The sequence below is a fragment of the Flavobacterium sp. GSP6 genome (assembly GCF_003984855.1).
GTDB lineage: Bacteria > Bacteroidota > Bacteroidia > Flavobacteriales > Flavobacteriaceae > Flavobacterium.
The window spans coordinates 132,935-145,255 of sequence record NZ_RYDO01000009.1 but is presented as its reverse complement, the minus strand read 5'-3'; the positions used below and the strand labels follow the sequence as shown (position 1 = coordinate 145,255).

Genomic DNA, 12,321 nt, shown 5'->3' with positions numbered 1-12,321 from the left:
AATTTTGCGGACTTGTTTCATAGGCTAAAATTAAGATTATTTCTTAACTTAATGTGATGGCTAAGTTAGCATGTCCACTGTGATGAATCTAAAACGTATTATAATTCAGAATATATTGAGATAAAACAAACTCCAATTTCTGAATTAGATTTAGATACTGATACTTTTAATCTATTAAAAGGTGTTAATTATGAATAAATATCAAAAAATTTACGAGAATATTAAGTTTTGTTTTGACCAATTGTGGACTTTTAAATATAGAGGTGATGAAACAATAGAAATCATTACACCATATTCAACAACTTCAAATAAATTTGTTTCTTTATTTCTAACTAAAAGAGAGAATAAGTTTATTGTAACCGATGGTGGTTTATTAAATTCAGAAGTATATGAATCCAAAGTTGATTATGATAATCAATGTTTATTAAAAATACTTTATCATTTTGAAAATCATTACCAAATAAAAACAACAATTGACAAAAAAGGTTACAAGCATTATTATAAAACCACGACAAGTGAAATGTTAATTCCTAACTTAATATATGATATGGCACAATTTATCTCAATGTGCGTGTCATCCGCTACGGTGGAGTTTGATGATTTACAAGAAAAAGAAGAAAAGGAAACATTCCGTAAAAATGCTAATGCGTTTCTTGAATCAATAGTAAGTAAAGATGATAGAAAATTTGGAGCTTATTTAGATAAAGAAAATTATAGAACGGTTAGATTTAGTGCAATTATTGAAAGAAGAAGTCGATTGTCTTTGATTAGTTATGTTACTGGTTCGAATATTACAAATTACGCTAATAGTATTGCAAGAACAAATTTAAACTTTGAAATTGCCTCATCTTCTAAATACAGTTCATATATTGATAATAAAATTGTATTAATGAATGATAATGCAGATGGATATGTGCCAAAATCCCTATATAATCAAATAAATATTCTTAAACAAAATACAAACGATGAAGAACCAATAAAATGGTCTGAAAAGGAAAAATTAAAAAAACTATTAAACCCAAATTCCGCATTAGAAAATAATTCTTAAATTTTGGATTAAAATCCTAATTCTTAGTATTAACAGAGCTATGCAATTCGATTTGAAATCAACGGAGAATCGCTGGGTGAAAAAAATGCTACAGTTTCACTGGAAGAGGTAATAACTCCTATATTTGGGTTAACTTCCTTTTCTATGACCAAACTTTTTACAGAAGTAAATGCGTCCTTTTATAATATTAAATCAAGAAATTTTCAGCATGTTTATTCCAGTCAAATTTTTCTAATTCAAAAAGTATTATTTCTTGAATTGATTTGGTCGTAGGGTCGTCTCCAAACCAAATCAATATAATTGAACTCCCATCAAATTGATTATTTTTATCATTAATCGATTCACCTGTTAACCAAACTGAATACGTAAAAGGTTTTAGTTCAGTTTCTGACTTTAGAATATTAATCTGTTTGTAAACAGCTTTTCTTTCTCCCCATTCCCTTGGATATGAAGTTCTTTTTAAGATTTCCTTATTTATTTCTTCATCTGGTTCACCTAAAATAAGCCCAGAATACGTAGGAGTCATATGGAAACCCTCGATGGTCAGTTTCATCCCGTTACTAAGAGTAATTGTAAATTTTGTCATATTTATATCTTTATATATAAATATCATTTAAAACCAATTACGACCAATTAGGTAATTACTTTTGTTTTTAAATCACTGGAATTGCTTTTGTTTTAATATCAACAAACTGCCCTAGTTTTTTTAGATAAATTTCAGTCGTAGAAATTGAAGTATGTCGGTTAGCCTTCATAATTTCAGATAGAGTCCATCCGTTTAAATATTTTCTAATATTTGAGGTGTGTTTAAAAGAATACAAGTCATAACCCTTATCGTTAAGTTCCAATTTTTTCAGAGTTGAGATAAGTTTGTTGTACGGTGTGTTTTCACCCACTCTCTTTTCACCTACTATATTCGTTGTACTACCCGTAAGGAAGTAATCACTTGGATACTGGTTTAGATTTAATTGTTCTAAAAACGGTTTAAAACTTTCGTTAATTTCGATTATTTCCTTTTCGTTATTTGTCGTTACTTTTTTTACTGATGCTGGAATTGTGATGGAATTTTTGCTCAATTCGACATTTTGCACTTTCAATCCTCTTATTTCATTTGGTCTCAAACAGGTATAGTATATCATACGACAGAAAAAGGCACAGTATTTATCATTAACATCCAAATAATTAAGTATAGTGCCTAAATCTTCGTCACTAAATGGAACATGTTGCTCTTTAGTTTCTTTGTAGCTCTTAATTTTTGAATCAAAACCCGCAAATGGATTTGTTTTGATTAATTCTAACTGAATACAAACATTAAAGAATGTACTAAAAATACGTTTAGCACTTTTTACACTTCCTTGACCATAAGTTGCATCATTAATCTTAGACTTAATAAAACTCTGAAGGTTTTTAGTTGTAATTTCTGAAACCATTATATCTGGATAAAATGCACTTAATGCGTTAAGCTTGCTCATGTATGTTCCAACAGTTTTGGTGCGACTCTGATGCCGTACATGATAATCTTTGAATAAAATAATAGCTTTAGAAAGCGAACATGTTTCTTTTATTCTGTCGGCCACCCATTGAGTTTCATTATTAGGGTTGTATCCATTTGCTAAATCCTGTTTGATGCTCTCTAAAAGCACTTGAGCTTGCAATTCTTTTTCAGAAGCATCTTTTATTCTGTTTAAGTCGCCTTTTACTCTAATTTGTTTACCTTCATAAGTGTAATTCACATACCAAATATTTTTAGCAAGTTCTTTCAATTTTGAACTACCTTTTGGAACAGATGTTATTACTTTTCCTGTGTATAATTTTGGTGTTGTGTACTTACCCATACCTTATAATTTATATTACAAAAATACGTTTTGTTTGGGTAAATTAGCACTTTTTTAGCACTTTTATTTTTAAAATAATTGTATTTTACTGTAAAACACCACATTATAGATTCTCATAGAGAATCCGATATTCTCCACAAAACAAAACCGTAAAATCTTTTAATTAAGAGTTTACGGTTTTTTATTTTTAGAAATTATCTGATTACTTTTTAAGACTGCTAAAAACTATTTTGGATATTCAATTTTTCCTACTTGTCGCATCACGCGTACAATTTTAGCTTTTCGCCTGTTGATATACGTGGAAGAACTAGTCGCCGAATATTTTCTTGGATTGGGTAATATCGCGGCTATTCCTGCAGCCTGGATTAGTGTTAAACTGGAAGCATCTTTTCGATACCAATGTTCAGTGGCTGCTTGAGCTCCATAGACACCATTTCCCATTTCGATACTGTTCAAGTAGACTTCCATAATGCGTTCCTTTCCCCAAATGATTTCAATCAGAAGAGTGAAATATGCTTCAAGTCCTTTTCTCAAATAACTGCGGCCTTGCCAAAGAAATACGTTTTTGGCCGTTTGTTGTGATATTGTGCTTCCTCCTTTTATTCTTCGGCCTCGTTCATTGCTTTTATACGCTTTTTGCATGGCTACAAAATCAAAACCATTATGTTTCAGGAACGTTCCATCTTCACTGGCAATCACGGCTTTTTGAAGATTCATCGAGATGTTTTCAATAGGTTCCCAGTCGTGGCTGAAGAAAACTTCTTTTCCTGCAGTTTTATTTTCAATTGCACGAATCACCATTAATGGGGTAAACGGAACGGGTACAAATTTAAAAAATACCACAAAAAATAAAGAGAGTCCGATGAACCACAACAATATTTTGAATAAAAAACGAATTAGTTTGCTCATAAAAGAGGTTGTTTCTTTTTTAATGGGTTGTTTTGATTTCCTGGGTGCTATTTTCGTTGCCATTATACTAAATCTGCTAATTCTGTTCCAATTAAACTCCCTATTGCCACTCCCATTCCACCCAATCGTACACCGCAATAGACATTATCTGACAGTTGTGAAACGATAGGACTTTTGCTGTTACCAACACCCATAATGCCGCTCCAACGGTGCGCAATTTGGAAATCCTGATTCGGCAAAATTACTTCTTTTAATAATTGTTCCAATTTATTTTGGACAATTTCTGTTTGTCCAAATTCAGTTGTATTTTCCGTTTCAAAATCCAGATTTCTTCCTCCGCCCAGTAGTATTCTATCGCCAATATTCCTAAAATAATAATACCCTCTATCCAAGTGAAAAGTTCCTTTTATATTTAAGTTTTTGATAGGCTCCGTAATTAAAACTTGTGCTCTGGCCGGTTTAACCGCACCATTTGTCAATGTATTAGCAAAACCATTTGTTGCAAACAGTATTTTCTGGGTACTAAAACTAAAATCAGCAAGTGCCACTTCCACTTTATTCCCGTTGTCGAAATAGGAGGTAACGGTTTGTTGATTCAGGATTAAAATATTTTTAGAAACCGCTTCTTTCAACAACGCCTGCATCATATTTCCGGTATCTATTTGTGCTTCAAACGGATTGAAAACTAAATATTCCTCTATCCCGCTAAACCCAAAACAGTTTACTTCCATGGCGAAAACATCGGCTTTGAAAAGTGGTCTTAAGATTTCATTGATAAATGGTAATTTTCCAGCACATTCATTATAGCTACTTTCATCTGCTTTTAAAAACAACTCATATCCGCCGTACGGTTTAAAATCTATCGTGTCATCACCCAATCTTTTTCGCAACAACTGCAAGCCTTGCCACCGTTTTTGAACGAGATGAATGACTTCCTCTTCCGAGTGGGATTTTAAATCATCGATGATTTCTGAGAGACTTCCAAAACAAGCAAAACCGGCATTTTTAGTACTCGCGCCCTGCGGCAACATTCCTTTTTCCAACACTAGAATTTTGCTTTCAGGGAATCTTTCGCGCAAGCGTAATGCAGCATGTAAGCCCACAATACCGCTTCCTACGATGGTATAATTTACATCAGTAAACCAGTTTTTCAACTCCCAATAGCTCAAATCCATGTTTAAATATTTTTATAAAAATAATAATTTTTTGGAGCTAATACCGCTATCCGTTCTAAATAAATTCACTGAACTCCAATTAAAATAAAAGTAGTGTGAAGTAATCTTTTATTTTTTAAAGAAAAAAACAAAGGGATTTCCACTTTTATCGGGGCTAAAAAACAAGTATTAAAAACAAAAAAACATCAAATTAAATTGGCTAATTTTAGCATTCGAAAAAATAAATTATTAAAATGAACAAATTCCTATTTATACCTTTATTAATGATGAGTTTAAATGCTATGGCACAAAATGTAATGACTCCAGAACTGCTCTGGAAACTAGGAAGAGTAACCCCTTTAGGCATTTCCAAAGATGGAAAAAATGTAGTGTATAAAGTAACAACTCCTTCTGTTCAAGAAAATAAATCGGATACAAAATTCTACACTTTACCCGTAAATGGCGGAAATCCAACCGAAGTAAAAGATACCGCAGCCCTGTTAAAAGATAAAAACAGTTCTCCTGACGGGAAATATATCGTTTACAATGAAGAAGTAAAAATGGAGAACGTTCATGGAAAAGATTTTTATCCAGAATTAGTAAAATCAGATGTTCAAATCTATGACGGATTGAATTATCGTCATTGGGATACCTGGAATGAAGGCAAATACAACCATGTTTTTTATAAAGAAAACAAAGAAGGCGCCATGGGAATTGACATTCTGAAAGGCGAAAATTTCGACAGCCCACAAAAACCTTTTGGTGGTGATGAAGATTACATTTGGTCGCCAGACAGCAAAAGTATTCTGTACGTAAGCAAGAAAAAAGCAGGAACTGACTATGCTCTTTCTACCAACACCAATATCTATGAATACAACCTGAAAACTGGGAAAACCAGCAATAGAACGGAAGAAAACCTTGGATATGATACCGCTCCACAATTTTCTCCAACCGGAAATTTGACTTGGTTGCAAATGAAACGAGATGGGTATGAGGCAGATAAAAACGACCTGATAGTTAGTTTCAAAGGAATGAAAATGAACTTAACGGCCAATTGGGATGGAACAGTAGACAATTTCATCTGGAGTAGTGACGGGGAAAAAATATTTTTTGTTGCCCCTGTAGACGGAACAAAGCAGTTGTTTGAAGTTAATTTTCCTGGTCTGACCAATCCAGAAGCTTCGGGAGCAATTACCGTTCGCCAAGTCACCAATGGAGAATTTGATGTCAATGATTTAGTTGGGTTTTCCGGTGATAATATCATTGTAACGAGAACCGACATGAATCATGCGGCAGAACTTTTTTCTTATAATCTGAAGAAAAAGACTTGGAAACAACTGTCTAATGTCAATACTACAATTTATAATTCTTTGGCGCTAAGCAAAACCGAAAGAAGATATGTTACGACAACAGATGGCAAAAAAATGTTAGTTTGGGTGGTTCTTCCTCCTAATTTTGATGCTTCAAAAAAATACCCAACGCTTTTGTATTGTCAAGGCGGACCTCAATCTCCATTGACACAATTTTATTCCTTCCGATGGAATTTACAACTGATGGCTGCCAACGGCTATATTGTTGTGGCTCCTAACCGTCGTGGAATGCAAGGTCATGGCGTGGAATGGAATGAGCAAATCAGCAAAGATTGGGGCGGACAAGTAATTGATGACTACCTGTCAGCGATTGATGCTGTTGCTAAGGAAAAATATGTTGACGCCACTCGTTTAGGATGCGTTGGTGCCAGTTACGGCGGGTATTCTGTTTTCTATCTGGCCGGAATGCACAACAACCGATTCAAAACCTTCATTGCCCATGATGGTGTTTTTAACACCCAAAGCATGTTTGGAACTACCGAAGAAGTTTTCTTCAGCAATTGGGATTTTGGCGGTGCGTACTGGGAAAAAGACAATGCTGTAGCGCAAAAAACCTACACGACATTCAACCCAATGACTCTGGTAGAGAAATGGAACAAACCTATTTTAATTATTCAAGGCGGAAAAGATTTTCGTGTACCAATAGGACAAGGACAGGAAGCGTTCCAAGCAGCACAATTACGAGGAATAAAAAGTAGATTTTTGTATTTCCCGGAAGAAAATCACTGGGTACTAAAACCTCAAAATGCGCAGGTTTGGCAAGGTGAATTTTTCAAATGGCTCAAAGAAACCTTGTAGAAATCATTTTAAAAATAGGAAGCCTCACTTTTTCGTGGGGTTTTTTGTTTGTGTCAAAATATTTTGAATACCTTAACTTTAAATAATTTTGTAATTTTTATCTTTGAAAAATGAATAACAAAAAAAGTTATATTCCGATAAAAGTTTTCCTGAGTTATCTGGTTTTGGCGGTGCTTTTTGCCAGTGTGGGCTGGTTTTTATACTCCGAGAACAAGAATTTTTCAAAAACCGAAGAAAGAATTACCGAGGAAAGCAATACTATTTTACGGGTTAGCAACTTGCTCTCTGATACGTATGAAACGGAAAATTTAGCTCGAATAGCCATTCAATCAGAATCAGAAAAAAATTTTAACAACTATATGAAGAAAAATATGCTGTTAAAAGCAGAAATTGATTCCTTGAAATTGTTTGTCTCCACACCACACCAAATCACTTTACTAGACAGTGTCAAGCAATTGCTATCTAAGAAAACGATAAATATTCAGCAACTTAAACTTATTAAAAATAAAACTGAAAATGAAGATGCGGTGGACGACGCGATTGGTGATTTGACTAAAATGGAGTCTTCCTTGCGGAAACTGGAATTAGAAGATTTTGTAAAAGATCCCGCCAGAATGGGAATTTATCAACGAAATGTCCTTCAGAAATATGTTGCCTACTTAAATCAAAACATTCCGGATGATAGTACCAATACGTTAAGTAAAAAAGCAACCGATTCTATTTTGACGGTTTCTAAAAATTTATTAAATGAGGTAAAAAGAGAAACATCCCAAAAGAAAAAATTATTGAATTTTGAGGAAAATAAATTATTGCAAAATGAACTTTCAATCTCTGACCAGCTAAGAAAAGTCCTTAACACTATAGAACGGGAAATTATAATAAACACCACAAAAAACTATTCGGATAGAGAGAATTCCTTAGCAAAAACGAATCAAATTGTAACCTCTGCGGCTATAATTGGATTATTGCTTACTTTGTTTTTTTTGATTATAATTCTAAATGATTACTCAAAAACCCAATCCTATAAGAAACAATTGGAGGAGGCAAATCTAAAATCCAAAAAATTACTTATTAGTCGGGAGCAACTCATTGCAACTGTAAGCCACGACCTGAAAACCCCTTTAAGCACGATTATTGGCTATACGGAATTATTGGGAAATTCCGATTTAAGCAGTAAACAATGCTATTACACCAAGAACATCAAAGGTTCCTCCGATTATATTTCACAATTGGTTCAGGATCTATTGGATTTTACTCAAATTGAAGCTGGGAAAATCACGATAGAAAAAATCCCGTTTTCGCTGTACGAGATGATTTATGAAGTGGCAAATAGCATTCAATCCGTTTATGCACAAAAACCAATTCAACTGATTGTTGAAATTGACCCTAATCTCGAAAAAAAAATCATTGGGGATCCTTTTCGTTTAAGACAAATAGTATCAAACCTTATTGGAAATGCGTTCAAGTTTACTGAAAAAGGATTCATAAAAATTAGTGTTGAAATCTACTTGGAAACACAATTGATAGCGATACAAATAGAAGATTCCGGGATTGGAATAGCAGAAAAAAACCAAGAACTCATTTTTGAGGAATTCATTCAAGCCGATAAGAATATAGAGAAAAAATATGGCGGGACAGGATTAGGACTTACCATTTCTAAAAAAATGACAGCGATTCTAGGCGGTGCTTTGCATTTGAAAAGTGAATTAGGAAAGGGAAGTTTGTTTACAATCCAAATTCCCTTACTTTTTGATGTCACGGTTTCCGAAAAACAGACTACTGCGAATCCGTCAAAAAAGCATTATAGAGCCATACTGATAGATGACGATGAAAGCTTGTTGAAATTAACAACTGAAGTTTTAAAACAAAACCAATATATTGTATTCCCTTTTGCTAGTGCAAAAGAAGCTCTTGATGCGCTATCAAATATTACCTTTGATTTGATTATCACCGATATTCAAATGCCAGTTATGGACGGGTTTTTATTTTTGAAAGAACTCATAGATAATCCCAAATACGAGTATGAAAAACAACCTGTAATAGCGGTCACCGGAAGAAATGATTTAAATCTGGACAACTACACAACCGCAGGATTTACCACTGTAATCAGCAAGCCCTATTCTCCTAATATACTGCTTAAAACACTACAGTCTATTTTGAACAATGACGCAGTTCCCTTTGAAGGAATTCTAAAAAGCAAGCAAACTAAGGGGGAAAGGCCTTATTCATTAAAAGTCTTGAACGCTTTTTTATCTAATGATATAGTTGCTTTAAAAGAAGTGTTACTCTCATTTATGAAAAGTACAGCAGAGAATTTAGAAAATTTAGATCGGTCAGTTTCAAACATTGATTTTATGGAGATTAAGAATACAGCTCATAAAATGGGGCCCATGTTCAAGCAAATTTGCGCCTCAGAAATTAGTGTTATTCTAGATGTATTAGAGCAAAAAAACTTAACACTTGAAGAAATAACCATGGCTTCAATTAATTTGAAGCTCAAAATAACAGATCTTTTTGTCCTGTTAGAAAAGGAATTAAACTAATTGATATTGTATAATTTTAATTTATTATACAGTGTTTTTCTGTTGATTTTCAATAATTTAGCAGCTTCTGTTTTGTTGTTATTGGTTTTAGCTAAAGCTTCCTGAATGACTTCTTTTTCGTTTTGAGACAAAGACAGATCAGAGGTGTCTAGGTTTTCATTTTGAAAAAATTCTGTGGGTAGTGCTGATTTTTCAATGAAATCTCCTTGTGACAAGAGCGTGGCCCTTTTGATGCAATTTTGAAGCTCACGCAGATTTCCCGGCCATCTGTAGTTTTGAAAAATTGTAACTACTTCAGCAGAAAGCCCAATGATTTTTTTGTTTAATTCCTGATTTGATTTTTCAAGAAAAAAATCAGAAAAGAGCATCAAATCTTCGTCACGATCTACCAAAGAGGGGGAATGTATAGAGAACTCATTTATTCTATGGTACAAATCCTCTCTGAATGTCCCATTTTTGACTGCTTCCCGTAAGTCTTCGTTTGTGGCGGTGATGATTCTGATGTCTACATCAATTTCTTTATTGCTTCCTACAGGCTTAATTTTTCTTTCTTGGAGTGCTCTCAATAGTTGGATTTGATTCTCATAGGAAAGATTCCCTATTTCGTCAAGAAATAATGTACCTCTGTTTGCTGCCTCGAAAAATCCAATTTTATCATTTATGGCTCCCGTAAAAGATCCTTTTACATGGCCAAAAAACTCACTTGCAGCTAATTCTTTTGGGATCGATCCACAGTCTACGGCAATGAAATTATTGTTTGTTCTGGAACTGTTCTGGTGAATGCCTTTGGCAATAACTTCCTTTCCCGTTCCGCTTTCGCCGATGATTAAAACTGACATATTTGTTGGGCTGACGAGTTGGATATATTCTGCCAGTTTTTGAGATGCTTTTGAGATCCCCTTCACAAATTCACTAGTCGGTTTTTTATTTTTTTTATTGTCAGTTTTAGGTTCAGAAATTACTTTATCAGAATTAGTGTGCGTTTCCATTTGAAGAGAATTTTGAATAACCAATAAAACTTCTTCGGGATTGAATGGTTTAGAAATATAATCTGCCGCCCCATTTTTCATGGCTTTTACAGCAGTATTCACATCAGAATATCCCGTCATTAAGAGGACGGGAACATTAGGATGGGTACTCTTGATTTCTGACATAAGTTTAATTCCATCATAATTTGGAAGTCGTAAATCCGTAATGATGAGGTCAAATTCATTGTTTTTGATTTGAGATTTTGCTTCTTCAGCTGAAAATGTAGCCGTTACTTCATAATCGTTTTTTACCAGAAATTTTTCTAATAATTTACAAAAAGCAACATCATCTTCAATCAATAAAATTTTAGCCATTGTATTTTAACTTTATGGCTAAAATAAAGGTATTAAATTTGTATTTAGCTAATTTTTTGCAAAAAAAGAGAGACTGTTAAAACAATCTCTCTTTTTAAACAAAAACTCACCTAAATTATTTATTTATCCAGTTTCCTTCAGCATCCGCATAAACAGTAGCATTCTGGTCTCCAACTGTAATTTCTAGTTTGTATTCTTTATTTTTATTGATGTATGCTTTTTCCAGAATTGCTCCGGGATATGCTTTTTCCATAGCTGTTTTTATTGCTTGAGGAACGGCTTCTGCTTGTACTTCAGTATATTCTTCTTGTAGTAAAACCGATTGATTTTGTGGGTTTTGAACGGGAAGTATTGTTGCAAATGCGGACATGCTTCCTAAAATAATTGCTGCTGATAAAATTAACTTTTTCATAGTGTTTTTTTTAAATTGTTATTGTTTTGATGCTTTATTTTTGAATCCATTTCCCAGTTTCATCTGCAAAAAGAATAACTTTTTTCGCTGCTGCAGTCACTTCTAATTTATACTCTTTGTTAGCATTTACGTGTGCTTTGTCCAGAACAGCGTCTGGATGTGCTGCTAGTAAAGCGGTTTTAATAGCATCCGGAACATTTTCTACTTGTACCTCTACATATTCCTCTTGAATGGATAGCGTTTGTACTAGTTCATTTGAAGTTGGAACTGTAGTGGCAAATGCTGTCATACTTCCTAAAATAATTGCTGCTGATAAAATTAACTTTTTCATAGTGTTTTTTTTTAAATTGTTATTGTTTTAATGCTTTATTTTTGAATCCATTTCCCAGTAGCATCTGCAAAAAGATTTCCTTTTTTGTCCCCAACAGTCACATCCAGTTTATATTCTTTATTTGCATTTGTATATGCTTTGTCTAGAATTGCATCTGGGTAAGCCGTTTTTAACGCTTTTGTTACAGCTTCCGGCACTTCTTCATTTTTCACTTCAATATATTCTTCTTGAATTGAGGCTGTTTTTGCTGGTGTAGTTGTTGTTTGAGCTGTAGTTGTATATGTTGAAAAACTCGCTATTACAATTGCTGCTGATACCATTAACTTTTTCATACTGTTTTATTTATAGATTATTATTGTTACTTATTATTGTTCAAGTAATTGAAATAATTGTACCAGAGTTATAAAGGAAGGCGCTGTGTCATTAAATATCTGTAATAGAGGTGTTTAATGAAATATGTTTTTTTTTAATAAGGAGAAATGTGGGTAAAACGTAGCGTGTTGTGGGTATAAATTACCCGCTTTGTTTTTTTGTAGTGGTTCTAAACAAAAAAACCTTGCATCGCTGCAAGGTTTTTT

11 protein-coding genes are annotated in these 12,321 nt (G+C 33.5%); 3 read left to right on the top strand and 8 right to left on the bottom strand.

The features are described from left to right. Window positions 1-190: 190 nt before the first annotated feature. The gene (locus EKM03_RS10755) at window positions 191-1,048 is read left to right on the top strand and encodes a hypothetical protein (RefSeq protein WP_126740411.1); all 858 of its coding nucleotides are present in this window, start codon (window positions 191-193) and stop codon (window positions 1,046-1,048) included. Window positions 1,049-1,235: 187 nt separating this feature from the next. Here EKM03_RS10755 and EKM03_RS10750 read toward each other — a convergent pair whose 3' ends face one another. The 4 genes from EKM03_RS10750 to EKM03_RS10735 form a co-directional block, all read right to left on the bottom strand. Further along, window positions 1,236-1,634, bottom strand: a complete 399-nt coding sequence (locus tag EKM03_RS10750) for a hypothetical protein (protein ID WP_126740410.1) — start codon at window positions 1,632-1,634, stop codon at window positions 1,236-1,238. A gap of 67 nt (window positions 1,635-1,701) precedes the next feature. After that, window positions 1,702-2,883 carry a site-specific integrase gene (locus EKM03_RS10745; RefSeq protein ID WP_126740409.1) on the bottom strand — a complete coding sequence of 394 codons (1,182 nt, stop codon included), beginning with the start codon at window positions 2,881-2,883 and terminating at the stop codon, window positions 1,702-1,704. 225 nt (window positions 2,884-3,108) lie between these two features. Then, window positions 3,109-3,855 (bottom strand): monofunctional biosynthetic peptidoglycan transglycosylase, encoded by a 747-nt coding sequence (gene mtgA / locus EKM03_RS10740; protein WP_126740407.1) that lies wholly within the window; start codon window positions 3,853-3,855, stop codon window positions 3,109-3,111. Beyond that, window positions 3,855-4,967 carry an FAD-binding oxidoreductase gene (locus tag EKM03_RS10735; protein WP_126553015.1) on the bottom strand — a complete coding sequence of 371 codons (1,113 nt, stop codon included), beginning with the start codon at window positions 4,965-4,967 and terminating at the stop codon, window positions 3,855-3,857. Before EKM03_RS10735 ends, mtgA begins: the two co-directional genes overlap by 1 nt. 233 nt (window positions 4,968-5,200) lie before the next feature. Between EKM03_RS10735 and EKM03_RS10730 the strand changes: the two genes are divergently transcribed. Together EKM03_RS10730 and EKM03_RS10725 are read left to right on the top strand one after the other, a co-directional pair. Then, on the top strand, window positions 5,201-7,114 hold the full coding sequence (locus EKM03_RS10730; protein WP_126740405.1) for a S9 family peptidase: 1,914 nt from the start codon (window positions 5,201-5,203) through the stop codon (window positions 7,112-7,114). 110 nt (window positions 7,115-7,224) lie between these two features. After that, window positions 7,225-9,657 carry an ATP-binding protein gene (locus tag EKM03_RS10725; protein WP_126740403.1) on the top strand — a complete coding sequence of 811 codons (2,433 nt, stop codon included), beginning with the start codon at window positions 7,225-7,227 and terminating at the stop codon, window positions 9,655-9,657. Here EKM03_RS10725 and EKM03_RS10720 read toward each other — a convergent pair. The 4 genes from EKM03_RS10720 to EKM03_RS10705 form a co-directional block, all read right to left on the bottom strand. Further along, window positions 9,654-11,000 carry a sigma-54 dependent transcriptional regulator gene (locus EKM03_RS10720; RefSeq protein WP_126553021.1) on the bottom strand — a complete coding sequence of 449 codons (1,347 nt, stop codon included), beginning with the start codon at window positions 10,998-11,000 and terminating at the stop codon, window positions 9,654-9,656. The genes EKM03_RS10725 and EKM03_RS10720 overlap by 4 nt on opposite strands. Before the next feature lie 115 nt (window positions 11,001-11,115). Continuing rightward, a complete protein-coding gene (locus EKM03_RS10715; RefSeq protein WP_126740401.1) occupies window positions 11,116-11,412 on the bottom strand; it encodes a hypothetical protein in 297 nt (98 codons plus the stop codon). A gap of 34 nt (window positions 11,413-11,446) precedes the next feature. Continuing rightward, on the bottom strand, window positions 11,447-11,743 hold the full coding sequence (locus tag EKM03_RS10710) for a hypothetical protein (RefSeq protein ID WP_126458056.1): 297 nt from the start codon (window positions 11,741-11,743) through the stop codon (window positions 11,447-11,449). A 35-nt stretch (window positions 11,744-11,778) separates the two neighbouring features. Beyond that, window positions 11,779-12,075 (bottom strand): hypothetical protein, encoded by a 297-nt coding sequence (locus tag EKM03_RS10705; RefSeq protein ID WP_126458059.1) that lies wholly within the window; start codon window positions 12,073-12,075, stop codon window positions 11,779-11,781. Between the last annotated feature and the right edge of the window lie 246 nt (window positions 12,076-12,321).

Excerpts from the sequence above, each read along its gene's own strand:
- EKM03_RS10755 (WP_126740411.1), top strand. The coding sequence starts at position 191 with ATGAATAAATATCAAAAAATTTACGAGAATATTAAGTTTTGTTTTGAC.
- EKM03_RS10750 (WP_126740410.1), bottom strand. The coding sequence starts at position 1,634 with ATGACAAAATTTACAATTACTCTTAGTAACGGGATGAAACTGACCATC.
- EKM03_RS10745 (WP_126740409.1), bottom strand. The coding sequence starts at position 2,883 with ATGGGTAAGTACACAACACCAAAATTATACACAGGAAAAGTAATAACA.
- mtgA (WP_126740407.1), bottom strand. The coding sequence starts at position 3,855 with ATGGCAACGAAAATAGCACCCAGGAAATCAAAACAACCCATTAAAAAA.
- EKM03_RS10735 (WP_126553015.1), bottom strand. The coding sequence starts at position 4,967 with ATGGATTTGAGCTATTGGGAGTTGAAAAACTGGTTTACTGATGTAAAT.
- EKM03_RS10730 (WP_126740405.1), top strand. The coding sequence starts at position 5,201 with ATGAACAAATTCCTATTTATACCTTTATTAATGATGAGTTTAAATGCT.
- EKM03_RS10725 (WP_126740403.1), top strand. The coding sequence starts at position 7,225 with ATGAATAACAAAAAAAGTTATATTCCGATAAAAGTTTTCCTGAGTTAT.
- EKM03_RS10720 (WP_126553021.1), bottom strand. The coding sequence starts at position 11,000 with ATGGCTAAAATTTTATTGATTGAAGATGATGTTGCTTTTTGTAAATTA.
- EKM03_RS10715 (WP_126740401.1), bottom strand. The coding sequence starts at position 11,412 with ATGAAAAAGTTAATTTTATCAGCAGCAATTATTTTAGGAAGCATGTCC.
- EKM03_RS10710 (WP_126458056.1), bottom strand. The coding sequence starts at position 11,743 with ATGAAAAAGTTAATTTTATCAGCAGCAATTATTTTAGGAAGTATGACA.
- EKM03_RS10705 (WP_126458059.1), bottom strand. The coding sequence starts at position 12,075 with ATGAAAAAGTTAATGGTATCAGCAGCAATTGTAATAGCGAGTTTTTCA.